24 protein-coding genes are annotated in these 23,996 nt (G+C 74.0%); 16 read left to right on the plus strand and 8 right to left on the minus strand.

The features are described from left to right. Nucleotide 1: 1 nt before the first annotated feature. From ACVGV0_RS04445 to ACVGV0_RS04460, 4 genes are all read right to left on the minus strand, one after another. A complete protein-coding gene (locus ACVGV0_RS04445) occupies nucleotides 2-574 on the minus strand; it encodes a biotin transporter BioY (protein WP_459158577.1) in 573 nt (190 codons plus the stop codon). Nucleotides 575-762: 188 nt separating this feature from the next. Then, nucleotides 763-2,688 (minus strand): ATP-dependent DNA helicase, encoded by a 1,926-nt coding sequence (locus ACVGV0_RS04450; RefSeq protein WP_459159924.1) that lies wholly within the window; start codon nucleotides 2,686-2,688, stop codon nucleotides 763-765. A 379-nt stretch (nucleotides 2,689-3,067) separates the two neighbouring features. After that, complete coding sequence (locus tag ACVGV0_RS04455; RefSeq protein ID WP_459158578.1) at nucleotides 3,068-3,637, minus strand: isochorismatase family protein; 570 nt, start codon at nucleotides 3,635-3,637, stop codon at nucleotides 3,068-3,070. A gap of 144 nt (nucleotides 3,638-3,781) precedes the next feature. Next, nucleotides 3,782-5,089: a nicotinate phosphoribosyltransferase gene (locus ACVGV0_RS04460; protein ID WP_459158579.1), complete on the minus strand. Its 1,308-nt coding sequence runs from the start codon at nucleotides 5,087-5,089 to the stop codon at nucleotides 3,782-3,784. 183 nt (nucleotides 5,090-5,272) lie between these two features. Here ACVGV0_RS04460 and clpS point away from each other — a divergent pair, with 183 nt between their 5' ends. From clpS to ACVGV0_RS04490, 6 genes are all read left to right on the plus strand, one after another. Beyond that, nucleotides 5,273-5,566, plus strand: coding sequence for an ATP-dependent Clp protease adapter ClpS (gene clpS, locus ACVGV0_RS04465; RefSeq protein ID WP_459158580.1), 294 nt, complete (start codon nucleotides 5,273-5,275; stop codon nucleotides 5,564-5,566). A 58-nt stretch (nucleotides 5,567-5,624) separates the two neighbouring features. Next, on the plus strand, nucleotides 5,625-6,206 hold the full coding sequence (locus ACVGV0_RS04470) for a DUF2017 domain-containing protein (RefSeq protein ID WP_459158581.1): 582 nt from the start codon (nucleotides 5,625-5,627) through the stop codon (nucleotides 6,204-6,206). Nucleotides 6,207-6,215: 9 nt separating this feature from the next. Further along, nucleotides 6,216-7,253 (plus strand): P1 family peptidase, encoded by a 1,038-nt coding sequence (locus ACVGV0_RS04475; protein ID WP_459158582.1) that lies wholly within the window; start codon nucleotides 6,216-6,218, stop codon nucleotides 7,251-7,253. A 98-nt stretch (nucleotides 7,254-7,351) separates the two neighbouring features. Further along, the gene (locus ACVGV0_RS04480; protein ID WP_459158583.1) at nucleotides 7,352-7,807 is read left to right on the plus strand and encodes a M67 family metallopeptidase; all 456 of its coding nucleotides are present in this window, start codon (nucleotides 7,352-7,354) and stop codon (nucleotides 7,805-7,807) included. 87 nt (nucleotides 7,808-7,894) lie between these two features. Next, complete coding sequence (locus ACVGV0_RS04485) at nucleotides 7,895-8,173, plus strand: MoaD/ThiS family protein (protein WP_459158584.1); 279 nt, start codon at nucleotides 7,895-7,897, stop codon at nucleotides 8,171-8,173. A gap of 100 nt (nucleotides 8,174-8,273) precedes the next feature. Continuing rightward, nucleotides 8,274-9,224 carry a PLP-dependent cysteine synthase family protein gene (locus ACVGV0_RS04490; protein WP_459158585.1) on the plus strand — a complete coding sequence of 317 codons (951 nt, stop codon included), beginning with the start codon at nucleotides 8,274-8,276 and terminating at the stop codon, nucleotides 9,222-9,224. A gap of 91 nt (nucleotides 9,225-9,315) precedes the next feature. Here the strand turns inward: ACVGV0_RS04490 and ACVGV0_RS04495 are convergent, their stop codons facing one another. Beyond that, the gene (locus ACVGV0_RS04495; RefSeq protein ID WP_459158586.1) at nucleotides 9,316-10,272 is read right to left on the minus strand and encodes an SMP-30/gluconolactonase/LRE family protein; all 957 of its coding nucleotides are present in this window, start codon (nucleotides 10,270-10,272) and stop codon (nucleotides 9,316-9,318) included. 124 nt (nucleotides 10,273-10,396) lie between these two features. On the opposite strand from ACVGV0_RS04495, the gene ACVGV0_RS04500 reads away from it, so the two are divergent. The 6 genes from ACVGV0_RS04500 (at nucleotide 10,397) to ACVGV0_RS04525 (ending at nucleotide 14,949) form a co-directional block, all read left to right on the plus strand. Then, nucleotides 10,397-11,035, plus strand: coding sequence for a rhomboid family intramembrane serine protease (locus ACVGV0_RS04500; RefSeq protein WP_459158587.1), 639 nt, complete (start codon nucleotides 10,397-10,399; stop codon nucleotides 11,033-11,035). Beyond that, a complete protein-coding gene (gene murI, locus ACVGV0_RS04505) occupies nucleotides 11,032-11,847 on the plus strand; it encodes a glutamate racemase (RefSeq protein ID WP_459158588.1) in 816 nt (271 codons plus the stop codon). The genes ACVGV0_RS04500 and murI overlap by 4 nt, the downstream gene beginning before the upstream one ends. Further along, complete coding sequence (locus ACVGV0_RS04510; RefSeq protein WP_459158589.1) at nucleotides 11,844-12,614, plus strand: MBL fold metallo-hydrolase; 771 nt, start codon at nucleotides 11,844-11,846, stop codon at nucleotides 12,612-12,614. The genes murI and ACVGV0_RS04510 overlap by 4 nt, the downstream gene beginning before the upstream one ends. A 105-nt stretch (nucleotides 12,615-12,719) precedes the next feature. Next, complete coding sequence (gene rph, locus ACVGV0_RS04515; RefSeq protein ID WP_459158590.1) at nucleotides 12,720-13,475, plus strand: ribonuclease PH; 756 nt, start codon at nucleotides 12,720-12,722, stop codon at nucleotides 13,473-13,475. Then, on the plus strand, nucleotides 13,472-14,077 hold the full coding sequence (gene rdgB / locus ACVGV0_RS04520; RefSeq protein WP_459158591.1) for an RdgB/HAM1 family non-canonical purine NTP pyrophosphatase: 606 nt from the start codon (nucleotides 13,472-13,474) through the stop codon (nucleotides 14,075-14,077). Before rph ends, rdgB begins: the two co-directional genes overlap by 4 nt. 101 nt (nucleotides 14,078-14,178) lie before the next feature. Then, nucleotides 14,179-14,949 (plus strand): sulfite exporter TauE/SafE family protein, encoded by a 771-nt coding sequence (locus tag ACVGV0_RS04525; RefSeq protein WP_459158592.1) that lies wholly within the window; start codon nucleotides 14,179-14,181, stop codon nucleotides 14,947-14,949. Nucleotides 14,950-15,044: 95 nt separating this feature from the next. Here the strand turns inward: ACVGV0_RS04525 and bcp are convergent, their stop codons facing one another. After that, nucleotides 15,045-15,518 (minus strand): thioredoxin-dependent thiol peroxidase, encoded by a 474-nt coding sequence (bcp, locus tag ACVGV0_RS04530; protein ID WP_459158593.1) that lies wholly within the window; start codon nucleotides 15,516-15,518, stop codon nucleotides 15,045-15,047. A gap of 196 nt (nucleotides 15,519-15,714) precedes the next feature. Here bcp and ACVGV0_RS04535 point away from each other — a divergent pair, with 196 nt between their 5' ends. The 3 genes from ACVGV0_RS04535 (at nucleotide 15,715) to ACVGV0_RS04545 (ending at nucleotide 18,555) form a co-directional block, all read left to right on the plus strand. After that, nucleotides 15,715-17,448: a pyruvate dehydrogenase gene (locus tag ACVGV0_RS04535; protein ID WP_459158594.1), complete on the plus strand. Its 1,734-nt coding sequence runs from the start codon at nucleotides 15,715-15,717 to the stop codon at nucleotides 17,446-17,448. Nucleotides 17,449-17,515: 67 nt separating this feature from the next. Next, nucleotides 17,516-18,364, plus strand: coding sequence for a helix-turn-helix domain-containing protein (locus ACVGV0_RS04540; RefSeq protein WP_459158595.1), 849 nt, complete (start codon nucleotides 17,516-17,518; stop codon nucleotides 18,362-18,364). Then, nucleotides 18,364-18,555, plus strand: a complete 192-nt coding sequence (locus ACVGV0_RS04545) for a DUF397 domain-containing protein (RefSeq protein WP_459158596.1) — start codon at nucleotides 18,364-18,366, stop codon at nucleotides 18,553-18,555. The genes ACVGV0_RS04540 and ACVGV0_RS04545 overlap by 1 nt, the downstream gene beginning before the upstream one ends. Before the next feature lie 104 nt (nucleotides 18,556-18,659). Here ACVGV0_RS04545 and ACVGV0_RS04550 read toward each other — a convergent pair whose 3' ends face one another. Both ACVGV0_RS04550 and ACVGV0_RS04555 read right to left on the minus strand, forming a co-directional pair. Then, complete coding sequence (locus ACVGV0_RS04550) at nucleotides 18,660-20,201, minus strand: PH domain-containing protein (RefSeq protein WP_459158597.1); 1,542 nt, start codon at nucleotides 20,199-20,201, stop codon at nucleotides 18,660-18,662. Then, a complete protein-coding gene (locus ACVGV0_RS04555; protein WP_459158598.1) occupies nucleotides 20,198-20,728 on the minus strand; it encodes a PH domain-containing protein in 531 nt (176 codons plus the stop codon). Before ACVGV0_RS04555 ends, ACVGV0_RS04550 begins: the two co-directional genes overlap by 4 nt. Nucleotides 20,729-20,879: 151 nt before the next feature. On the opposite strand from ACVGV0_RS04555, the gene ACVGV0_RS04560 reads away from it, so the two are divergent. Further along, a complete protein-coding gene (locus ACVGV0_RS04560) occupies nucleotides 20,880-23,831 on the plus strand; it encodes a penicillin acylase family protein (protein WP_459158599.1) in 2,952 nt (983 codons plus the stop codon). Nucleotides 23,832-23,996: the final 165 nt, after the last annotated feature.

Consider the following 23,996-nt stretch of genomic DNA (forward strand, 5'->3'; position numbering starts at 1 on the left):
CTCACCCCCGCCGGGTCGCCGCGGCGGCCGGGGTCGCCGGGGCGGCGCGGTGCACGGCCGCCGCCACCAGCGACACGAGCACGATCTTCGCCGCGTCCCCGGGCAGGAAGATCACCGACTGCACGGCGGCCGCGGGGAGGTCGCCGACGACCGCGCCCCAGTAGGGGATGCCGACGAGGTAGTCCACCGCGACCCCGGCGAGGTTGGCGACCAGCAGCAGCGGGATCCGCGGCGGTCCGGACGAGCGGGTGGCGATCCAACCGGTCACCACCGCCGAGAGGACCCAGCCGAGGATGAAGCCGCCGCTCGGCGAGAACAGCTGGGCCAGCCCGCCGCGGCCGCCGGACAGCAGCGGCAGGCCGATCGCCACGAGCACGAGGAACAGCAGCACCGCGGCACCGCCGCGCCGCGCTCCCAGCACGCTGCCGGCCAGCAGCGGCCCCATGTTCTGCAGCACGATCGGCACGGCGGCGAACTGCAGCCCGGGGAACAGCCCCAGCACGGCGATGAACGCCGCGAAGACGACGGTGCGCGCGAGGTCGGTTGCGGGCAGTGCGTCGCGTCCTGCGGACAACGGTCTCCCCTCGGTCGTGCTCCGCGGAGCCTGAGCAACGGTCCTGATGTTCGCCGTTCCGGGTGATCCGCGGGGCGAACGCGCACAACGTACCCGGCGTCCCCGGCGGTACAGAAAGAAGCGGTCCGCGTTGTGGACGGTCCACAACGGCGGGCGTGCGCAGGATCACGCCGGGTCGGGGCGGGCTCTCACACCGCCGCGGTGAGCCGGTGCAGCGCGCCGCGCACCACCTGCGGGTCGTGCGTCGTCCAGAACGGCGGCAGCGAGGCGCGCAGGAAACCGCCGTAGCGCGCCGTCGCCAACCGCGGGTCCAGCACGGCGACGACGCCGCGGTCGGCGGCCGTGCGCAGCAACCGGCCGGCGCCCTGGGCGAGCAGCAGCGCCGCGTGCGTGCCCGCGATCGCGAGGAACCCGTTGCCACCGCGCTCGTTCAACGCCTTCTGCCGCGCCGAGGCCAGCGGGTCGTCCGGCCGCGGGAACGGGATACGGTCCATGACCACCAGGCTCAGCGAGGCCCCGGGCACGTCCACGCCCTGCCAGAGCGAGAGCGTGCCGAACAGCGAGGCCGACTCGTCCTCGGCGAACCGGGAGACCAGCTGGGACGTGGACTCCTCGCCCTGGCACAGCACCGGCAGGTCCAGCCGGTCGCGCAGCTCCTCGGCGGCCTGCCGCGCGGCGCGCATCGAGGAGAACAGCCCCAGGGTGCGCCCGCCCGCGGCGGTGACCAGCTCGCTGAGCTCGTCCAGGTACTCGTCCGGCAGGCCGTCCCGCCCGGGTGACGGGAGCTTCCGCGCGATGTAGAGGATGCCGCTGCGCGGGTAGTCGAACGGCGAGCCGACGTCCAGCCCCGTCCACTTCGGACCCGAATCGTCCGCGGGGACGTCGCGGTCGGTGGCCGCCTCCGCCGCCAGCCGCGCCGACTCGCGCGGCGGCAGCCCCCACTGCCGGGCCAGCGTGTCGAACGACCCGCCCAGCGCCAGCGTCGCGGAGGTGAGCACGGTGGTGCGCTTGCCGAACAGCCGCTCGCGCAGCAGCCCGCCCACGCCGAGCGGCGCCACGCGCAGCGCCCGCGGCCGGTTCGGCTCCTCCGCGACCCACACGACGTCGCGCGTCTCGCCGGAGTCGAACGCGTCCAGCAGGCGCACGGCGGTGTCGTGCACCTCCTCGGTCGCCGCGTGCGCGAGCGCGCGGACGCTGTCGCTGCCCGCGTCCTCGCCGCGCTCCGGCCGCAGCGCGGTGACGCAGGCCCAGGCCGCGTCGCGCACCGAGCGCAGCAGCACCGCCAGGTCCTCCGGCAGCTCGTCCACCCGGCCGACCGGCGCGTCGGCGAGGACGGTCTCCACCCCGTCGGCGGCCTCGGCGAGCGCATCGGCGAGGCGCTCGTCCACCGCGCGGCCGCAGCGCCGCGCCGCGTTGGTCACCAGCGGCGCGGTCAGCTCGCCCGTGGAGGCGGAGGTGACGCGGTCGACGAGGTCGTGCGCCTCGTCGACGACGACCACGTCGGCCTCCGGCAGGATCGACCGGTCGTCGAGCGCGTCGATGGCCAGCAGCGAGTGGTTCGTCACCACCACGTCGACCTGCGCGGTGGCCGCGCGGGCCAGTTCGGCGAAGCACTCGTCGCCCGCGGGGCAGCGGTGCGCGCCGAGGCACTCCTTCGCCGTCACCGAGACCTGGCGCCACGCGCGGTCGCTCACGCCCGGGACGAGCTCGTCGCGGTCCCCGGTCTCCGTCTCCTGCGCCCACTCCTGCAGGCGGCTGACCTGGCGCTCCAGGGAGGAGGCGGCGAACGGGTCGAACAGCCCCTCCTCCGGGTCGGCCGGGGCGTTGCCGTGGACCCGGTTGAGGCACAGGTAGTTCCGCCGTCCCTTGAGGATCGCGAAGGTGGGGCGGCGGCCCAGCGCGCCGGTCAGCGCCTCGGCCAGGCGGGGCAGGTCGCGGTCGACGAGCTGCCGCTGCAGCGCGATCGTCGAGGTCGACACGACCACCGTCCTGCCGTTCCGCACCGCGTGCCGCAGCGCCGGGACCAGGTAGGCCAGCGACTTGCCCGTGCCGGTGCCCGCCTGCACGGCCAGGTGCTCGCCGGTGTCGACGGCGTGCTCCACCGCCTCGGCCATGCGCGTCTGACCGGTGCGCTCCGCGCCGCCGACGGCTTCGACGGCGGTGCTCAGCAGCGTCGGCAGGTCCGCCACCGGTCCGGAACTCCCGGGGGAGGGCAGCGCCGCGGCGATCTCCGGAGGCGGCGTGTCGTCGTCATCGTGGGCGAACGCATCGGGGTTCGACCAGCGGGGAACGGAACGGGCCACGCTCCGACGCTATCGGAACCGCGCTGCGCGGTGCGTGCGTGGTTGCTCGGCAGAACCTCCGCAGAACCTTCTCCGGTTCGTTCAGCAGTGCTCTGTTCGCCCGCTGCAGGCCGGTCGTTTCAGGGGCTGCCGCGAGCTCCCTCGCTTCGGCGCGTCAGCCGATCCGCGGACCCGCTCACGAAGTCCTCCATCAGGCCACGACGGGATCGCCGGTGAGCCCCACACCGGCCTCGTCCATCTCGCGCATCGCCGCGTCCACCGTCGCGGCCGCCACGCCCGCGGTCAGGTCGAGCCGCACCGCGGTGCTCAACCCGGAGCGCGCGGCGTCCAGCGCCGTGGCCCGCACGCAGTGGTCGGTGGCCAGCCCGACGAGGTCGACGTGGTCCACGCCGCGCCGGGCCAGCCAGTCCGGCAGCCTCCACCCCTGCGGATCGACGCCGGTGAACCCGGAGTAGCCGTCGTCGTACTGGCCCTTGTCGAACACCGCGGTGATCGGGCCGACGTCCAGTTCCGGGTGGAACGCCGCCCCCGGGGTGCCGGCGACGCAGTGGCGCGGCCACGACCGCGCGAAGTCCGGCTCGTCGCTGAAGTGCGCCCCCGGGTCGACGTGGTAGTCGCGGGTGGCCACGACGACGTCGTGGTCGTCCGCGCCGAGCTGCGCGGTGATCGCGGAGGCCACCCGCGCGCCTCCGGCCACGGCCAGCGCCCCGCCCTCGCAGAAGTCGTTCTGCACGTCCACGATGATCAGTGCCCTGGGCATTGCGACCTGTCTTCCTGCCGCGCGCGTGCGGCGGAGGGTTCGCTCCCGATGCGCGGGAGCCGCGCTCCCAGTATGCGCCGGTGCCCCGGCGGCGGTGAACAGGTCCGCGGGCCCCGCGACGACCGCCGGGGCCCCGGCACCTGGTCAGGGGCGGGGGAAGACCGTCGGGACGGCCGGCTCGCCGTGCGAGAGCTTCAGACCCTCCCACGGCAGGCTCACCAGCGCGTGCCGCAGCCGTTCGCGGTCCTCGTCCAACGCGGGCAGATCGCCCACCCGCTGCCCGCCGCGCATCAGCGGGCGCTGCAGGTGCCGGTCGTGCGGACCCACCGGCGGCTCCGCCACGTCCGGGGCCACGCGGTAGACGACCTCCTCCACGGCCGTGCCGGTGTCCTTGTGCCGCCGGATCGCCGCCTTGCGCCCGCCGCGCGACTCCTTGTGCGAGCTGCGCTTGGCCACCGGCCGGCCCTCCACCTCGGCGAGCTTGTAGACCATCCCGGCGGTCGGCGCCCCGGACCCGGTCACCAGCGAGGTGCCCACGCCGTAGGCGTCGACGGGCTCGGCCCGCAGCGAGGCGATCGCGTACTCGTCGAGGTCGCCGGAGACGACCACCCGCGTGGCCGTCGCCCCCAGCTCGTCCAGCTGCTGCCGCGCCTGCCGCGCCAGCACGCCGACGTCGCCGGAGTCGATGCGCACGGCTCCCAGGTCGGTGCCGGCCACGTCCACGGCCAGTTCGATGCCCCGGGTGATGTCGTAGGTGTCCACGAGCAGCGTCGTGCTCGGGCCGAGCTCGGCCACCTGCGCCTCGAACGCGGAGCGCTCCGAGTCGTGCAGCAGGGTGAAGGCGTGCGCCGCCGTGCCCGCCGTGGGGATGCCGTAGTCCACCCCGGCCTGGAGGTTGGACGTCGCGGTGAACCCGGCCAGGTAGGCCGCGCGGGCGGCGGCCACCGCCGAGTGCTCGTGCGTGCGGCGCGATCCCATCTCCATGATGCGCCGCCCGTTCGCGGCCGAGGCCATGCGCGCCGCAGCCGCGGCGATCGCGCTGTCGTGGTTGGTGATCGACAGCACCAGGGTCTCCAGCAGCACGCACTCGGCGAACGTGCCGCGCACCGTCAGCACCGGCGAACCCGGGAAGTACAGCTCGCCCTCGGAGTAGCCGTCGACGTCGCCGCGGAAGCGGTACTCGGCCAGCCACTGCCGGGTCCGCTCGTCCACGACCCCGTTCTCGCTGAGGTGCCGCAGGGTCTCCTCGTCGAAGCGGAAGTTCTCGATCGCCTCGAGGACCCGGGGCATGCCCGCGAACACGCCGTAGCGGCGACCGTTCGGCAGGCGCCGGGTGAACACCTCGAACACGCACTCCCGCTGCGCCGTCCCGTCGCGCAGCGAGCTGGCGAGCATGGTCAGTTCGTAGTGGTCGGTGCGCAGCGCTGTGGTCGGAGTGCTCGCAGCGGTCATGCCGCAGAGGCTACGGGTCCGGGCTGCGCCGCCCGCGCCAGGACCCGGTGTCCGCGTCCGCTCCGCCACGACCGGCGACCTTCCGCCGGTCGGGTGAAACCGGGTGCCCGCCGGGCGGAGCACGGGCCGTTCCGGCGAGCCCGCGGCCGACCCGCGCCCGGAGGCCCGTGCGAGACTGGGGCCATGACCTCGCCCGCTGAAGCTGAGCGTGCGCAGCTCGAGTCGGCCGAGCTCGGCACCGAAGACCGGCCGTGGGTGACCGTGGTGTGGAACGACCCGGTCAACCTCATGTCGTACGTGACGTACGTCTTCCAGAAGGTCTTCGGCTACAGCAAGGACCATGCGACGAAGCTGATGCTGGACGTCCACCACAAGGGCCGCGCGGCGGTGTCCTCCGGTTCCAAGGAGAAGGTGGAGGGCGACGTGGCCAAGCTCCACGCCGCGGGCCTGTGGGCGACGATGCAGAAGGACTCCTGACCGCCCGCACCGCGACGGCGGCGGGGCCGCACGCCGAGACGAGGAGTGAGGACGTCACGTGGAAGGCTGGACCCGGCGGAACGGTCACGTGGTGACCCGGCTGTCCCAGCAGGAGGCCGCCGTCATCCGCGGCCTCGTGGGGCAGATCAAGGACATGCTCACCGCGCGGGCGGCGGAGGTGCCGCAGGACGAGCTGGCCGAGTTGACCGGGATCCGCACCGGTCCCGCCGAACCCCCCGAGGACAAGGTGCTGGAGCGGCTGCTGCCGGACTTCTTCCGCACCGACGTCGCCGACGCGGCCGCCGGGCCCGGCGAGGCCGACGAGAACGCGGCCGCCGCGCTGCGCTCGCTGCACGAACCGGAGGTCGTGGAGGCCAAGACCGAAGTGGCCGACCTCGTGCTGAACACGTGCCCCGTCGACGGCGGGAACGTGCAGCTGACCGGCGAGCAGGCCGACCAGTGGCTGACCGCCCTCAACGACGTGCGGCTGGCCCTGGGCACCGCCCTCGAGATCGGTGAGGACGGCGAGGACGACCTCGTCGACGACGCGGAGACCGACGAGCTCCGCCGCGAGCACCTCGGCGTCTACCACTGGTTGACCTGGGTGCAGGACAGCCTCGTGACCGCGCTGGTGGAGTGATCCGCGGTCGTGGCGGCGCGCGACGCGATCACCGACGTGCCCGGCCTGCAGGTGGGGCACGACCAGCGGCTCGACGACGAGCGGGCCACCGGCGCCAGCGTGCTCCTCGCCCCGGACGGCGCCGCCGCGGCCGTCGACGTGCGCGGCGGCGGGCCGGGGACGCGGGAGACCGACGTGCTCGCCCCGGACCACCTCGTCCAGCGCGTGCACGCGGTGCTGCTCGCCGGCGGCAGCGCGTTCGGCCTGGCCGCCGCGGACGGGGTGATGCGCTGGCTGGCCGAGCGCGGCCGCGGCGTGCCGGTGGGCCCGGACCCGGCGCACGTCGTGCCCGTCGTGCCCGCCGCCGTGCTGTTCGACCTGCCGCTGAACGAGTACCGCCACCACCCGGACGCCGAGTTCGGCCACCGGGCCTGCGCCGCGGCCGCGGACGAGGAACCGGCCCAGGGCAACGTCGGCGCGGGAACCGGCGCGGTGGCGGGCGACCTCAAGGGCGGGCTCGGCACCGCCGCGACCACCGTGGGCGGGGACACGGCCGCCGCGGGCACCACCGTGGGCGCGCTGTGGGCGGTGAACTCCGCCGGCCCGGTCGTCGACGCCACCACGGGGCTGCCCTGGCACCGCCCGCCCGAGCTGCGCGCGCCCGACCCGGCCGAGGTGGCCGCCGCGCGCGGGCGCGCGGGCGCGCGCCCGGGACGGCACGGCCCCGCAGGTCGACCGCTGAACACGACCATCGGCGCGGTGGCCACGGACGCCGCCCTCGACAAGGCGCAGGCGCGGCGCCTGGCCGTGGCCGCGCACGACGGCATCGCCCGGGCGGTGCGCCCGGCGCACGGGCTCACCGACGGGGACACGGCCTTCGCCCTGGCCACGGGGCGGAGCTCCGGGTGGCCGGAGGTCGGCTCGGCGGGGTGGGCGGCGGCGCTGGACGCGCTGTGCGCCGCCGCGGCCGAGGTGACCGCGCGGGCGATCGTGCGCGGTGTGCTCGCCGCGGACCCGGTCGGCGAGGTGAGCTGCTACACGGCTCGGTACCCGTCGACGCGGGAATGAATCATGGTGGAGGTGACGTTGGACCGGGAAACCGCACCGGAGGAAAGCGTGCTTCCACATGGTGGGAGGCCGGTGCCGCATTCATTAGGATGGTGTCTGTGCTGGTGATCCGACGCGACCTCGTCGACGCGGTGGTCGCGCATGCCCGACGGGACCACCCGGACGAAGCCTGCGGTGTCATCGCCGGCCCGGAGGGGTCGGAGCGCCCGGAGCGCTTCATCGAGATGATCAACGCCGAGCGTTCGCCCACCTTCTACCGCTTCGACTCGCAGGAGCAGTTGCGGGTGTGGAAGGAGATGGACGCCAACGACGAGGAGCCGGTGGTGGTCTACCACTCGCACACCTCGACGGAGGCGTACCCCTCCCGCACGGACGTCTCGTACGCCTCGGAGCCGAACGCGCACTACGTGCTCGTGTCCACTCGGGACCCGGAGACCTACGAGCTGCGCTCCTACCGCATCGTGGACGGAGCCGTCACCGAGGAGCCGGTCGAGGTCGTGGAGTCCTACATGTTCGCGCACACCGGTGCCGACGAGGTGCCCGACCAGGGCTGAGTCCGCGCAGCACGATGCCGCGCCGGTCGCCGGCGCGGCCTCGCGCCGCTGTCCCGTCCCGCGTATTCCTGATCAGGAGGTATATCCATGGCAGTCAAGGTGTCCATCCCGACGATCCTGCGCTCGTACACCAGCGGCGAGAAGTCGGTCGAGGCCGCCGGTAGCACGCTGGGCGAGGTCATCAACGACCTCGACGGCAACTACAACGGGCTCAAGGACCGGCTCGTCCGGGAGGACGGCCTGCACCGGTTCGTGAACGTGTACGTCAACGACGAGGACGTGCGCTTCACCGGTGGTCTGGAAGCCCCGGTGTCGGACGGGGACAGCGTCACGATCCTGCCCGCCGTCGCCGGCGGTATGCGCTGACGCACCGCTGCCAGGGCCGTTCCCGCCGGTACGAGCAGCGGTGTGACGGCCGCGCGCGGGCGGTCCTTCGATCGCACAGCCCTGATCTTGGAGGCAGAACGTGGCCCGCTACGACTCGCTGCTGGACGCCCTCGGCGACACTCCGATGGTGGGACTTCCGGGGTTGTCCCCCTCCCCGGACGTCCGGTTGTGGGCGAAGCTCGAGGACCGCAACCCCACCGGCTCGATCAAGGACCGCCCCGCGCTGGGCATGATCGAGGCGGCCGAGAAGGAAGGCCGCCTCACCCCCGGGTGCACCATCCTGGAACCCACGTCCGGCAACACCGGCATCTCGCTGGCCATGGCCGCCAAGCTCAAGGGCTACGGCCTGGTGTGCGTGATGCCCGAGAACACTTCGGAGGAGCGCCGCCAGCTGCTGCAGGCGTTCGGCGCCCGGATCGTCTCCTCGCCCGCAGCCGGGGGCTCGAACCAGGCCGTCGCGGTGGCCAAGCAGCTGGCCGAGCAGAACCCCGACTGGGTCATGCTGTACCAGTACGGCAACCAGGCCAACGCGGACGCGCACTACCGCGGCACCGGACCGGAAATCCTGCGCGACCTGCCCGGCGTCACGCACTTCGTGGCCGGGCTGGGCACCACCGGGACCCTCGTCGGCGTGGGCCGGTACCTGCGGGAGCAGCGGCCCGGTGTGCAGATCATCGCCGCCGAGCCGCGCTACGGCGAGCTCGTGTACGGGCTGCGGAACCTGGACGAGGGCTTCGTGCCCGAGCTCTACGACGAGGACGTGCTCAGCCGGCGGTTCTCCGTCGGCTCCTACGACGCGCTGCGGCGCACCCGCCAACTGCTGGAGACCGAGGGCATCTTCGCCGGGATCTCCACCGGTGGCGTGCTGCACGCGGCCATGACCATGGCGGAGCGCTCGGCCGCCGCCGGGGAGTCCGCCGACATCGTGTTCCCCGTCGCCGACGCGGGGTGGAAGTACCTGTCCACCGGCGCCTACAGCGGCACGCTCGACGAAGCGGCGGAGCGGCTGGACGGCCAGCTCTGGGCCTGATGCGCGGGCTCCACCCCGGAGGTCTCCGCGGGGGTGCGCATCCCTCGCGACATGTGCACCCGGGCAGGCCGGTGCTCGGAGCGGACGGCGCTCAACCGGCGAAGGCGGGGGTGCGCACGCCCTCGCCGGCCTCCGGGACGACGAGCAGCGCCGCCGGATCCTCGGCGCCCGCATCGCCGCCGCCGGTGGTGACGTACAGGTCGGTCAGCCGCGTCCCGCCGAAGCAGCAGTCCGTCGGCCGGTGACCGGCGAGCACGACCTCGCGGTCGAGCACCCCCTCCGGGGTGTAGCGGTGCACCGCGCCCGCACCGGGCAGCGCCACCCACGGGCATCCGGCCGCGTCCACGCAGAGACCGCCCACCGGCGCGCCGGGTTCGACCAGCGGTCGGCGCTCGCCGAGCTCGCCGCCCTCCGGGTCGAGCGCGAGCACCTCGAGGCGGCCGGTGGAGCCGTCGGCCAGGTACAGCCGCGCGCCGTCCGGTGCGAAGGCCAGCCCCCGCGGATCCGGCAACGCCCGCGGGCCGGTGCGCACCGGGCCGGACGCCGCCACGCGCACCAGCCACCCGCCACCGCCCGCGGCCTGCCCGTGCCCGGCTGCTTGCCGGTGCCCGCCGAGCTGCTCGTGCCCGCCGGACCGGGCCTCCTCGGAGTCCCTCCCCTCCGCGGCGGGGAGACCGCCGCGGAACCGCGCGGGCGCGGCCAGCGGCGCGCTCGCCGCCCAGGCGCGTCCGTGCAGGTCGACGGCGGTGGTGACGGCGCAGAACCCGTCCCGCGCCCAGTACGCCAGCCACGTGCGCGTGGCGCCGTCCGCCTCGAACAGCGCGAGCCCCTCGTCGAGGTGCAGCAGCAGCCCGCCGCGCGCCCGCGGCAGCGCCGCGCCCACCGGCTGCGGCGTCGGCATGGCCGCGTCGGTCCCGCGGCCGGGGGAGTAGCGGTGCGCGCTCGCGGCCGGGCGGTCGACCCACAGCACGGTGTCGGTCCGGGAGTCCCACACGGGTGACCGGCCGTGCCGCACCGGGGTGCGCACGGCGACGTCGAACTCGGCCAATCCAGACCTCTCCGGGTGCGTTGCGGGGTCCGACGAGGGCGAACGCCGATCAGCGTACCGGTGGGCGCGTGAATTCCGCGCAGCCCCGACGTCAACGGACGTTTCGACCAGTAGCCTCGGGAGTGTGAACAGGCTGCCGCAACGCCCCAACGCGCGCGTGCTCCCGGCCAACCCGGCCCGGTCGGCGGTGGGCATGCTGCTGTTCCTCGTCGTGCTGTACGCCGTGCAGGGCTACCTCGCCATGGGCGCGGTCAACGGGGTGCGCCTGATCCGCGAGTACGGCATCGTCCCGCGGGAGGTGGACGGCCTCGACGGGATCCTCTGGGCCCCGCTGCTGCACGGCGGCTGGCCGCACCTCATCTCGAACACGGTGCCGTTCTTCGTGCTCGGCTGGCTCGCCCTGTCCGGAGGCGTGCGGCAGTTCCTCGCGGTCACCGCGACCGTGTGGATCACCGCCGGCGTGGGCACCTGGCTGATCGGCGCGCCCGCGCCGCACATCGGCGCCTCGAGCCTCGTGTTCGGTTGGATGGTGTTCCTGCTGCTGCGCGGGTTCCTGCAGCGCAACACGGGGCAGATCGCGGTGGCGATCGTGCTGTTCTTCTTCTGGGGCTCGATGCTGTGGGGCGTGCTGCCCGGGCAGCCGGGCGTGTCCTGGGAGGGGCACCTGTTCGGTGCGCTCGGCGGTGCGCTGGCCGCGTGGCTGGTGGCGCGCAGCACGCGCCGCCCGTCCGGCCCCGCGCCCGGTGGCACACTGAGGAGGTGAGCAACGCGCCGATCGGCATCTTCGACTCGGGCGTGGGCGGCCTGACCGTCGCCCGCGCGATCATGGACCAGCTGCCCGCGGAATCCCTGCGCTACGTGGGGGACACCGCGAACGCGCCGTACGGGCCGCGGGCGCTCTCCGACATCCGGGCGCGGACCCTGGCGCAGACCGACGCGCTCGTCGACGAGGGCGTCAAGGCGCTGGTCATCGCCTGCAACACCGCTTCGTCGGCCTGCCTGCGCGACGCCCGGGAGCGCTACGACATCCCCGTGGTCGAAGTGGTGCTGCCCGCGGTGCGCCGCGCCGCGTCCACGACGCGCAACCGGCGCGTCGGCGTGATCGGCACCCGCGCCACGATCTCGTCCCGGGCCTACGAGGACGCGTTCACCGCGGCGCCGGACATCGCGCTGAGCACGAGCGCCTGCCCGCGGTTCGCCGAGTTCGTCGAGCGCGGCAACACCAGCGGCCGGCAGATCCTCGGCCTCGCGCAGAGCTACCTCGACCCCCTGCAGCAGGCCGGCGTGGACACGCTCGTCCTCGGCTGCACGCACTACCCGCTGCTGACCGGGGTGGTGCAGCTGGCGATGGGCGAGCACGTGACGCTGGTGTCCAGCGCCGAGGAGACCGCCAAGGACGTGCTCCGCGTGCTCACCGAGCAGGACCTCCTGGCCGAGCCCGATCGCGTGGCCCACCACGAGTTCCGGTGCACCGGTTCGCCCGAGCGGTTCAGCCGGCTGGCCACGCGGTTCGTCGGTCCCGGCCTGGTGGCCGATGCCGTCCAGCCGCACGACGTGTCACGCTCGAGCGCGTGAAACTGACGGTTCTGGGGTGTTCCGGGAGCATCGCCGCGCCGGACTCGCCCTGCTCGGGGTACCTGCTCGAATCCGCGGGCACGCGGATCGCGGTCGAGCTCGGCAGCGGCACGCTCGGCCCGCTGCAGCGGCACGTCGACCCGTTCGACCTGGACGCGCTGCTGCTGAGCCACCTGCACGCCGACCACTGCGCGGACGTGGCGATGATGACGGTGCTGCGCCGGTACCACCCGCGGCCACCGCACGACCCGCGCGGCCGGCGCCTGCCGGTGCACGCACCGGAAGGCGCTGCGCAGCGGCTGGCCGCGCTGTACGCCACGAGCCCGTCCGAGTGGGCCGAGACCGACCTCGGCGACGTGTTCGACTTCCGCCCGCTGTCCGAGGCGCCGCTGCGCATCGGCGCGTTCGAGGTGCAGCCGGTGCCGGTGCACCACGTCTGCCCGACGTGGGGGTTCCGCATCTCGGACGGACGCGGCCTGCTGGCCTACACGGGGGACACCGGAGCGTTCCCGGGGCTGACCGCCCTCGCCGCGGACGGCAGCGCGCTGCTGGCGGAGGCGTCCTGGCCGCACTCCCCGGACGTGCCGGACGGCCTGCACCTCTCCGGCACGCAGGCCGGGCGGTTGGCCGAGGCCGCCGGGGTCGGCCGGTTGCTGCTCACGCACGTGCAGCCGTGGACGGACGCCGAGCAGGTCCGGCGCGAGGCCGCCGCCGAGTACGCGGGACCGGTGGATCTCGTCGCCGCGGGCGAGCGGTACGAGTTCTGAGGCCGCGGGTCGGGGAGTCCGCGGTCTGCGAGCAAACGACCTGACGACGTCCTGTTGAGGAGAGGCGGCGCGTGGCGGTGCCGAGCGGGTTCCTAAGGTGGAGGTGTGGCACGAGCTGACGGACGGAGCGATGGCGAGCTCCGAGAGGTGCGGTTGACGCGCGGGTACCAGGACTGGCCGGCCGGGTCGGTACTCGTGGAATTCGGCCGGACGCGCGTGTTGTGCGCGGCGAGCGTGCAGGAGGGAGTGCCGCGGTGGCGCGCCGGGTCCGGCCTCGGCTGGGTCACGGCGGAGTACGCGATGCTGCCCTCGGCGACGAACACGCGGGGCGTGCGCGAGTCCGTGAAGGGACGCATCGGCGGGCGCACGCACGAGATCAGCAGGCTGGTGGGGCGGTCGCTGCGGGCGTGCATCGACATGTCCGCCCTCGGCGAGAACACCATCACCCTCGACTGCGACGTGATCCAGGCCGACGGGGGCACGCGCACCGCCGCGATCACCGGGGCGTACGTGGCGCTGGCGGACGCGGTGACCTACCTGGGAGCAGCGGGCAGGCTGTCCGATCCGAAGCCGCTGTCCTGCGCCGTGTCGGCGATCAGCGTCGGCGTGGTGGACGGCCGCGTGCGGCTGGACCTGCCCTACGAGGAGGACTCCCGCGCGGAGGTGGACATGAACGTCGTCGCGACCGACCACGGGACCCTCGTGGAGGTGCAGGGCACGGGCGAGGGCGCCACGTTCCCGCGGTCCACGATGGACCAGATGCTGGACTCCGCCCAGGCCGGCTGCTCCCGGCTGGCCGAGCTCCAGGCGGAGGCGCTGGCCGCGCCGTACCCGGGCACCCTGCCGGGGGGCGCGGCATGAGTCGCCTGCTGCTGGCCACGCGCAACGCGGCCAAGCTCGCCGAGCTCCGCCGCATCCTCGACGAGGCGGGCGTGACCGGGCTCGAGGTCATCGGGCTCGACGACGTGGCCGCGTTCCCGGAAGCCCCGGAGACCGGTGCGACGTTCGAGGACAACGCGGTGGCCAAGGCGGTCGACGCGATGCGCGCGACCGGCTGCCCGGCGGTGGCCGACGACTCCGGCATCGCCGTGGACGCCCTGGGCGGGATGCCCGGTGTGCTCTCCGCGCGCTGGTCCGGCGGGCACGGCGACGACCGGGCGAACCTGGAGCTGCTGCTGGGTCAGATGCGCGACGTCCCGGACGAGCGGCGCGGGGGCGCGTTCGTCGCCGCGGCGGCGCTGGCCCGCCCCGACGGTTCGCACACCGTCGTGCGCGGCGAGTGGCGCGGGCGCATCATCCGGGAACCCCGCGGGGAGAACGGCTTCGGATACGACCCGGTGTTCGTGCCGGACGGGGAGACCCGCACCAGCGCGGAGCTCTCGCCGGAGGAGAAGGACGCCGAGTCGCACCGCGGGCGGGCGCTGCGGGCGCTGCTGCCGAGCCTGCGGGAACTCGCCGGATAGGGGAGTCCGCGCCGGGCGGTCACCGCGCCGCCCGGCGCGCGGATGTGATCGATCTCGCCCAGCTCTGACCGCGCGCGGCGGAGGGACTAGTTTCGACGCCCGTGCTCACCGACTGGTTGGAACCCGCCCTGCTGGCGCTCGTCGGGTTTTTCTCCGGCGCGATCAACGCGGTCGCCGGGGGCGGATCACTGCTGGTGTTCCCCGCGCTGCTGGCCACCGGCATGCCGCCGCTGGTCGCGAACGTGACGAACTCCGTGGCGCAGGGACCCGGCTTCGTCGGCGCGGCCTACGGCCAGCGCGCCGACCTGGGAGGAGCCCCGCGGCGCCTCGCGCTCACGTCGATCGCGGCCGTGGTCGGTTCCGCAGGCGGGTGCGCCCTGCTGCTGGTGCTGCCGAGCTCGGTCTTCGACGCGGTGGTGCCGGTGCTGGTGGCGCTGTCGGCCGTGCTCATGGCGTTCCAGAAGCAGCTCCGCCGGTGGCTCGGCACGTCCGACCCGGGCAGTGCGCAGGGCGACCGGACGGTGCTGCTGTTCGTGGGGATCCTGCTGGCCTCGGTGTACGGCGGGTACTTCGGCGGGGCCCGCAGCGTCGTGCTGATCGCGCTGCTCATGCTCGGCGCCTCGGGCGCGATGCGCGGCCTCAACGCGCTGAAGAGCTGGCTGGGCCTGCTCGGCAGCGCGGTCACGCTCGCGGTGTACTCGCTCGTCGCCCCGGTCGACTGGATCGCGGTGGCGACGCTGGTGCCGACCACGCTCGTCGGCGGGTTCCTGGGGGGCAAGCTCGCCCAGCGGCTTCCGGGCACGCTGCTGCGCTACGTCGTCGTCGGCATCACGGTCGTCGTGGCGGTCTGGCTGTTCCTCGACCGGGTGTAGCGGACTGCGGGCGCAGCGGACGGGGCGCGGCGGGCCGCGGTCGTGGTGTCCCCCCACTGCCCGCCGGGAAGGCAGTGGAGGGGTCTCCGGGAGCTTCAGACCCCGATCGCGCGGCGCAGCCGGTCGACGTGGCCGGTGGCCTGCACGTTGTACATCGCCTGCGCGATCGTGCCGTCCGGTCCGACCACGAACGTCGAGCGGATCACGCCCTGCACGGTGCGGCCGTAGTTCTGCTTCTCACCGAACGCGCCCCAGGTGGACATGACGTCCTTGTCCGGGTCGGACAGCAGCGGGAACGTCAGCCCCTCGCCGTCGCGGAACTCCGCGAGCTTGGCCGGCTCGTCCGGCGAGACGCCGAGCACGGTGAAACCGGCGTCGTTCAGCTCGCCGAGGTTGTCGCGGAAATCGCAGGCCTCGCGCGTGCACCCGGGGGTGCTCGCGGCCGGGTAGAAGTACACCACGACGGAACGGCCCCGGTAGTCGGCCAGCGAGACCTTGTTGCCGTCCGCGTCGGTCAGCGTGAAATCGGGGGCGGGATCACCCACCTGCAACTGCTTCTGTTCACTCATGCTCGTGACGTTATCCGCCGCCGGGAGATCCGAACAGGCAGGGCTGCCGGACGCGCCCGAGTTGCACGTGCCCGCGCGCACGCGTAGGCCGGGGACGGGCCCGCGGGACGGGCCCGCGCGGGTGCACCGGAGCACCTGCGCGGGCGCGCGAGGACTGCTCCGGCGGGCGGTGGACCGATTCCGAAAGGCGGGGACGATGGCCACGATCGCCGATCAGTTCATCGAGGTGCTGAAGCAGGTTGGGGTCGAGCGGATCTACGGCATCGTCGGCGACAGCCTCAACCCCGTGGTGGACGCGGTCCGGCGCACGGAGGGCATCGAGTGGGCGCCCGTGCGGCACGAGGAGACGGCGGCGTTCGCGGCGGGTGCGGAAGCCCAGGTCACGGGCAAGCTCGCGGTGTGCGCCGGCAGCTGCGGCCCCGGCAACCTGCACCTGATCAACGGCCTCTACGACGCGCACCGCAGCGGGGCGCCGGTGTTGGCGCTGGCCTCGCACATCCCGTCCGAGCAGATCGGGACCGGGTTCTTCCAGGAGACCCACCCCCAGTCGGTGTTCGCCGAGTGCAGCCAGTTCTGCGAGCTGCTGTCCCAGCCCGAGCAGATGCCGCGGTTGCTGCGCACGGCCATCCAGAACGCGATCGGACGCCGCGGGGTGTCCGTGCTGGTGCTTCCGGGTGATGTCGCGGAGCGCAGCGCGGTGAACTCCGCGGACCACGCCCTGGTGCACAGCGAACCGCCCACCGTGGTCCCCTCCGCGGAGCAGGTGCGCGAGCTCGCCACCGAGATCAACGAGGCGGAGCGGGTGATGCTCTTCTGCGGCATGGGCGCCCGCGGCGCGCACGGCGAGGTCATGCAGCTGGCCGAGCGCGTCAACGCGCCGGTCGGCCACGCGCTTCGCGGCAAGGAGTGGATCCAGTACGACAACCCGTACGACGTCGGGATGAGCGGACTGCTCGGCTACGGCGCGTGCCACGAGGCGATGCACCGCGCCGACCTGGTGGTGCTGCTGGGCACCGACTTCCCGTACGACAACTTCCTGCCGCAGGCCAACACGGTGCAGGTGGACATCGAACCGGCGCACCTCGGCCGCCGCACCGTGCTCGACGTGGCCGTCCAGGGGGACGTGGCCGAGACGATCCGCGCCGTGCTGCCGCAGCTGGAGCAGAAGCGGGACCGCTCGTTCCTGGACCGGATGCTGTCCGAGCACGCGCAGACGCTGGAGCGCGTGGTGGACGCGTACACGCGCAACGTGGAAAGCCACGTGCCGATCCACCCCGAGTACGTCGCCGACAAGCTCGACACGGCCGCGGCCGGCGACGCGGTGTTCACAGTGGACACCGGGATGTGCAACGTGTGGGCGGCGCGCTACGTCACCCCCAACGGGCGGCGGCGCGTGCTCGGCTCCTTCGTGCACGGCTCGATGGCCAACGCGCTGCCGCAGGCCATCGGCGCGCAGCAGGCCGCCCCGGACCGGCAGGTGATCGCCATGTCCGGCGACGGAGGTCTGTCCATGCTGCTCGGTGACCTGCTGACGCTGCGGATGCACCAGCTGCCGGTCAAGGTCGTGCTGTTCAACAACGCGTCCCTGGGCATGGTGAAGCTGGAGATGCTCGTGGACGGCCTGCCGGACTTCGGCACCGACGACGCCGGTGCGGACTTCGCCGCCATCGCCACGGCCGCGGGAATCCCCGCGGTGCGCGTGGAGAAGCCCGGTGAGGTGGACGGCGCGCTGCAGGAGGCGCTCAACCGCCCGGGGCCCGCCCTGGTGGACGTCGTCACCGATCCGAACGCGCTGTCGCTGCCGCCGAAGATCACCGGTGAGCAGGTCAAGGGTTTCGCGCTCGCCGTCAGCCGCACCGTCCTCTCCGGAGGGGTGGGGAAGATGGTGCAGTTGGCGAGGTCCAACCTCCGCAACGTCCCCCGCCCGTGAGGGGGAGGGCTGCCGTCCGGGTGACGAGAGCGTGACGCGCGGTGCGCGCGCGTGGAGACTGGAGATCATGACAGTCAGCCCCACCGTGCGCCGCCGCAGACTGGCCGCGGAGCTGCGCAGGCTCCGCGGCCGGGCGGAGGTCACCCAGAACCAGGCCGCTGCGCACCTCGGGTGCACCCAGGCCAAGATCGGCCGGTTCGAGACGGCGAAGCGCTCGCCCTCCGTGGGTGACGTCTCCGGTCTGCTCGACTTCTACGGGGTGCGCGGGGACGAGCGCGAGCAGCTGGTCAACCTGGCGCGGGACGCGCGCAAACGCGGGTGGTGGCACTCCTACAACGATGTCCTGCCGGAGTGGTACGAGACGTACGTCGGGCTGGAGGCCGAGGCCTCGTCGATCCACACCTACGAGGCCGAGGCGATCCCCGGCCTGCTGCAGACCCGCGAGTACGCGCACGCGATCACGCAGGCCACGCTCATCCGCGCCGACGAGGCGGAGATCGCGCGCCGCGTGGAGCTGCGGATGCAGCGGCAGGCGCGCGTCCACGGCGACAACCCGCTGGAACTGTGGACGGTGATCGGGGAAACGGCCCTGCGCCGGTCGGTCGGCGGATCCACCGTGCTGCGCCGCCAGTTGGAGTACGTGCTCAAGCTGGGGGAACTGCCGAACGTCACCGTTCAGGTCATGCCGCTGGAGGCGGGTGCGCACCCGGCGCAGGCGGGACCGTTCGTGATCCTGCGGTACTCCAACCACATTGACCCGGACGTGGTCTACCTGGAAACCCAGGTGGGCGGTTTGTACCTGGAGCGGGAAGCTGAGCTGTCGAACTACATGATGATGATGGAGCATTTACGTGCGCACGCGATGAGTCCGCAGGGCTCCGTGCAATTGATTCACGAACGCATAGAGGAGTTGTGATGGGATACATCACCGACTGGCGCACGAGCACTCGCACGCAGGGGCAGGGGCAGTGCGTCGAAGTCGGCTTCGGATCGGACCGCATCGGCGTACGCGATTCGAAAAACCGCGCTGCCGGGCACGTCACGTGCACCCAGCGGCAGTGGCAGCTGTTCACCGAGCAGATCAAGCGGGGCGGCTTCGACGCCTGACCGCCGCCCCCGACGCGGGGAGCGGCTCGACCGCACCGGGCGGTGACCACGGCCGCTCCCGCGCTCCTCGACGCCCGGCCGCGCTCGGAAACTGCTGCGGCCGACTACTCCTCGGTCCCCGCGGGAGCGCCCTCCCCGCGGAACGGCGCGAGAAGCCCCGGCACCGCCCGGTCGGCCAGCGCCCACCCCTCCTCGGCCCCGACGTCCCGCACGGCGTAGTGACCGCTGCCGGCGGCGGTCGTGGCTCCGAGCGTGAGCACCCCGGCGCGCCGCTGGAACCACGTCTGCCGCACCCGCCAGCCGATGATCCCGCTGCGGTGGAGCACCGCGGTGCGGCGCACCGCGGTGCCCGAGCGCGCCAGCAGCACTTCCGCGTCCAGCAGGTGCCCCAAGTTGCGGTAGGCGTCGACGGCGAACGCCGCTGCCACCGCGAGGAGGGCCGCACCGAGCGCCGCGACCACCGGCACGGGCAGCCACCCCCACCACGCGACCGCGGCGAGCGCGGCGAGCAGCGGCACCACCGCCACCCCCGCGCGCAGCAGGCGCCGGCGCAGCGCGGCGCGCGGATGGGCCGCGAGCGGGCCGGCGGGCCACGGGCGCCGCAGCACGGCCGCGGCGACGCGTTCGGCCGCGGACCGCGGCGCCGGCGGCAGCAGGGCCGATTTCTCCGCGCCGCCGCGTCCCGCTTCCCCGCCGAGCCCCGTCGTCACCGCGGCGAGCCGGGCACCCCGGAACAGCCGCAGCAGCACCGGTTCGGCGAGCTCCGCGCCGCGCAGGCGGCGTTCCTCCAGCGACACCGCGCGCGTGGTGAGCAGTCCGCGGCGGACCAGCAGCGTGCCGTCCGAGCTCCTGCTGAGGCGGAACCGCCACCACTGCTCCACCGAGATGGCCAGCGAACCGGCGGCGCCGAGGAGCAGTCCGAAGGCGACCGCGGCCCCGACGGCCAGCCACAGCGGGAGGCTGCCGGCGACCCGCTCGGCCTCCTCGGCCGCGCCCCAGGCCACGAGCAGGTCGCGCAGCGAACTGAGCGCCGAGAGCACCGCGCCCCACACGGTCAGGATCAGCGACGCGGTCAGCGCGGCGTAGCCGAACCACCGCACCCGCATGCGGGCGAGCGCGACGCCGGTGTCGGCGGGCCGCTCGGCGTCCTGGAGGTGGTCGAGCAGCGCACCGCGCAGCGCCTCGGCCTCGGAGCGGGCGAGCGCGTCGAGCTTGAGCTGCGCTTCCTGCTCGCCCTGCTCGGCGGTGCCGATGCTGACCGCGGCGATCCCGAGGAGGCGCTGCGCCGGGTTGGCGGTGAGGTCGACGCTGCGGATGCGGTCCCGCGGGATCGACCGGTGGCTGCGCGTGAGCACGCCGCGGCGCAGTTCGAACCGCTCGGACGTGACGCGGTAGCGGGTGACGGACCACTCGACCGCGTTGGAGGCGGTGGCCAGGACGGCGAAGGCGATCCAGGCCGCCGCGGTGAGGGCCACGGTGCTGGCCCGGGCCGAGCCGAGCAACATCACCAGCGCGGTCGGCACGAGCGGGGCGAGGACGAGAGCGGCGGTGGCCAGCAGCACGCGCGCGTCCAACCGCCGCCAGGGGGCGGGGGTTCCCGCGCTGCTGGACTCGTGCGGGCCGCTGGACTCGTGCGGTGCGCTCACGTCGCGTCCCCGGGTGTGGCCTGCGTGGTTTCGGTCAGCTGCGCGACGAGCCGCTCGGCGACCTCCTGGTCGAGCCCTTCGACGGTGATCGGCCCGGCAGCGGAGGCCGTCGTGACCGTGACGCTGGCCAGCCGCAGCGCCCGCTGCAGCGGTCCGCGGGCCATGTCCACGGTCTGGATCCGCGACATCGGCGCGATGCGCCACTCCTGGTTGATCCAGCCGGAGCGGGTGTAGACGGCTTCGGCGGCGACCTCCCACCGGTGCACGCGGTAGCGCCACTGCGGCATGACCGCGGCGTGGACCAGGCCCGCGACGGCGACCACCACCAGGGCCGCCACGAGCCACCCGCGCGCGGCGGGCAGGAGCAGCGCCGGCACGGCCAGGGCTGCGAGCAGGACGACGAATCCGGCGGCGGATCGCACCGCCCACCACGTGATCGCCCTCCGGTGCACGCGGTGCCGCGGTGCGCGGGGCGGGGGAGCCGCGGCACCGCTCGGCGGTGGCGGCAGGTCTTCCGGTGTGGACACGACGTCCTCCGCTGCGGTCGGTGCGCTCGCGCCCATTCTCGCGCAGAGCGCGCGGAGCTACTCCGTTCGGATCATTTCAGCGCCGTGTTCGTTTCGCCGGGCTCGTCGAGATCGTTGCGCGTGGGGGTGAACGACGGGAGGGCCGATGCGCATGGCACGACGTCGGAGCGCGCGCAGGACGGGGCGCGAGCTGGCCGCACGGGTCCGGCCTGCACGGCTCCGCTGGGGGCGCTGGGGCGGTGCGGGCAGCCGGAGCGGCGCCGGCCGCTGGGGCAGGGCGACGGCCCTGGCGCTCGCGGCGGTGCTGACCGGGGGGCTCGCCGCCCCCGCCGCGGGGGCGCAGGAGGGCGCCGGCGCGCCGCCGGACGGGCCCACCGACTACTGCGGGGACCGGTGCGACCACATCCTGCCGCCCGGGCAGAACGGCAACGCCACGTTCGGCGACCTGGTCGGCCACATCCTGCTCGGCGCGAAACCACCGCACAGCGACGACCAGCTCGAACCGTACGCGCGGCTGGCCGACGGGTACCGGGAGCTGGACACCGCGACCATCGACCGGTTCTTCCGGGACAACTCCTTCGGCGTTGAGGAGCAGGACGTCGCCCGGGAGTACCAGCCGCGGCAGGACGTCACCGTGGTCCGCGACGAGCAGCTGGGGGTTCCGCACATCTACGGCGAGACCCGGGCGGGCACGTCCTTCGGCGCTGGCTACGCCACGGCGGAGGACAAGCTGTTCCTCATGGACGTGCTGCGGCACGCCGGGCGCGGCCAGGTCAGCTCGTTCGCCGGGGGAGCGGAGCAGAACCGCGAGCTGGAGCAGCGGTTCTTCGCCACCGCCCCGTACACCGAGCACGAGCTGCGCGCGCAGATCGCGCGCGTGGCCGAGCAGGGCGAGCGCGGCGAGCAGGCGCTGCGCGACGCGAAGTCCTACGTGGAGGGAATCAACGCCTACGTCGAGCACGCGCGGGAGAACCGCGACTTCCCGGGGGAGTACGCGGCGACCGGGCACGTCGACCCGATCACCGACGAGGGCGAGATCGAACCGTTCCGCCTGACCGACCTGGTCGTGCTCGCCGCGCTCGTCGGCGCCCAGTTCGGCAGCGGTGGCGGCGGGGAGGTGGAGAACGCCGTCGCCCGGATGGAGCTGCAGGAGCGCTTCGGTCCGGAGCGCGGTGACCGCGCCTGGCGCACCTTCCAGGCGCAGGAGCACCCCGGCGCGACCACGACGGTGCGCGGTGCGCGCTTCCCGTACGGGCAGTCCCCGGAGGACCCGGAGGGGATGGCGCTGCCCGATCCGGGCTCGGTCGTCGAGCAGGACATCACCGTCGACGAGCGGGGAACCGCCGCCGAGTCCGGGGAGGGCTCCACGGCCCCGCCGCAGCCGCGCGGCGATCCCCGCGAACACCCGCGCGAGGCGCTGCGCGGCATGTTCTCCGACGGTGTCGTGCCGGAGGGGTTGGCGCGCCAGCGCGGGATGTCGAACGCGCTCGTCGTCTCCGGCGAGCACACCGAAAGCGGGCACCCGATCGCCGTGTTCGGGCCGCAGACCGGGTACTTCGCCCCGCAGCTGCTGACGCTGCAGGAACTGCGCGGCCCGGGGATCTCCTCGCGCGGTGCGTCGTTCGCCGGGCTGAGCTTCTACACCCTGCTGGGGCGCGGCCAGGACTACGCCTGGAGCGCGACGAGCGCGCAGCAGGACATCGTGGACACCTACGCGGTGCGGCTGTGCGAGCCGGACGGCAGCGCGCCCAGCCGGTCCTCCGACCACTACGAGTTCCGCGGCGAGTGCGTGCCGATGCGCACCGTGGAGCGCGAGAACTCGTGGGAGCCCACGCTCGGGGACAGCACCGGACCGGGCTCCTACACGCTGCGCTCCTACCGCACCGCCCACGGTCCGGTGACGCACAGGGCCACAGTAGACGGACATCCGGTGGCCTACGCGGCCGCGCGGTCGACCTTCCTGCACGAGGTGGACTCGATCACCGGGTTCCAGAAGTTCAACGACCCCTCGGCGATCCGCTCCGCCGCGGACTTCCAGCGCGCGGCCGCGGACGTGAACTTCACCTTCAACTGGTTCTACGCCGACGACCGGGACACGGCCCACTACAACTCGGGTGCCAACGTGGTCCGCCCGCCGCACGTCGATCCGAGCCTGCCGATCGCCTCCGCCCCGGCCAACGAGTGGCGCGGGTGGAACCCGGCGGACAACACCGCCGAGCGCACCCCCGCCGAGCAGCACCCGCAGGCGCGCAACCAGGACTACTTCGTCGACTGGAACAACAAGCAGGCCGCGGGCACCGCGGCCGCGCAGCCGAACAAGGGCTCGGTGCAGCGCGTGGACCTGCTGGACCGCCGGGTGCGCGCGCTCGTCGAACGCGGCGGCGTCGACCGGGCCGACGTGGTCGGGGCGATGATGGACGCCGGGCTGACCGACCTGCGGGCCGAGCGCCTGCTGCCCGCGCTGCTGCGGATCATCGACAGCGCCCCGGTCGACGATCCGCGCACCGCCGCGCTCGTCGAGGAGCTGCGGGACTGGCGGGAATCCGGCGGAAAGCGGGCGGAGAGCGAACCGGGCGGCCGCGAGTACGCGCACGCCGAGGCGATCCGGCTCATGGACGCCTGGTGGCCGCGGCTCGTGCGCGGCGTGTTCCAGCCGGCCGTGGGCGAGGAAGCGTTCACCGCGCTCACCGCCACCACGGGGGTCAACCAGTCGCCCTCCGGGTGGCAGAACGCCGACCCGGACCGGCAGGTGGGGCAGGGCCACCAGGGGTCCGCCTTCCAGAGCGGCTGGTACGGCCAGGTGTTCGACGACCTGCGCACCGTCCTCGGCGAGGACGTGCCGGGCGGACCTGCCCGGGCGAAGTGCGGCGGCGGTGAACTGGAGCAGTGCCGCGCGGTGCTGCTCGACGCGCTGCGCCGGGCCGAGCGAACCCCGCCCGAGCAGACCTACCCGGGCGACGACACCTGCGAGGCCGGCGACCAGTGGTGCGCGGACGCGCTGGTGCACTCCGAGCTCGGGGGCATCGGCCACGAACCGATCAGCTGGCAGAACAGGCCGACGTACCAGCAGGTGGTCGAGTTCCGCTCCCACCGGGGGAGGTGATTCCCGCGCCCCGCCGGCGGCCGGCGGGTCCCCTTCCGGTGAGCGGCGGGGTGCGCGCTGGGCGCGCGGGAGGGGCGGAGCGTGCAGGCCGCCGCCATGCCCCGGCGGTGTGACGGCGGCGCGCGGGCGACCGGTACGGTTGCTCGCCGTCGATTCCGGGCCGCC

The organism is Salinifilum ghardaiensis (genome assembly GCF_054491345.1).

What these genes read in the sequence shown, in the direction of transcription:
- ACVGV0_RS04450 (WP_459159924.1), bottom strand. Translation starts at nt 2,688, where the DNA reads ATGGCCGAGGCGGTGGAGCACGCCGTCGACACCGGCGAGCACCTGGCC.
- ACVGV0_RS04455 (WP_459158578.1), bottom strand. Translation starts at nt 3,637, where the DNA reads ATGCCCAGGGCACTGATCATCGTGGACGTGCAGAACGACTTCTGCGAG.
- ACVGV0_RS04460 (WP_459158579.1), bottom strand. Translation starts at nt 5,089, where the DNA reads ATGACCGCTGCGAGCACTCCGACCACAGCGCTGCGCACCGACCACTAC.
- clpS (WP_459158580.1), top strand. Translation starts at nt 5,273, where the DNA reads ATGACCTCGCCCGCTGAAGCTGAGCGTGCGCAGCTCGAGTCGGCCGAG.
- ACVGV0_RS04485 (WP_459158584.1), top strand. Translation starts at nt 7,895, where the DNA reads ATGGCAGTCAAGGTGTCCATCCCGACGATCCTGCGCTCGTACACCAGC.
- rdgB (WP_459158591.1), top strand. Translation starts at nt 13,472, where the DNA reads ATGAGTCGCCTGCTGCTGGCCACGCGCAACGCGGCCAAGCTCGCCGAG.
- bcp (WP_459158593.1), bottom strand. Translation starts at nt 15,518, where the DNA reads ATGAGTGAACAGAAGCAGTTGCAGGTGGGTGATCCCGCCCCCGATTTC.
- ACVGV0_RS04535 (WP_459158594.1), top strand. Translation starts at nt 15,715, where the DNA reads ATGGCCACGATCGCCGATCAGTTCATCGAGGTGCTGAAGCAGGTTGGG.
- ACVGV0_RS04540 (WP_459158595.1), top strand. Translation starts at nt 17,516, where the DNA reads ATGACAGTCAGCCCCACCGTGCGCCGCCGCAGACTGGCCGCGGAGCTG.
- ACVGV0_RS04545 (WP_459158596.1), top strand. Translation starts at nt 18,364, where the DNA reads ATGGGATACATCACCGACTGGCGCACGAGCACTCGCACGCAGGGGCAG.
- ACVGV0_RS04560 (WP_459158599.1), top strand. Translation starts at nt 20,880, where the DNA reads ATGGCACGACGTCGGAGCGCGCGCAGGACGGGGCGCGAGCTGGCCGCA.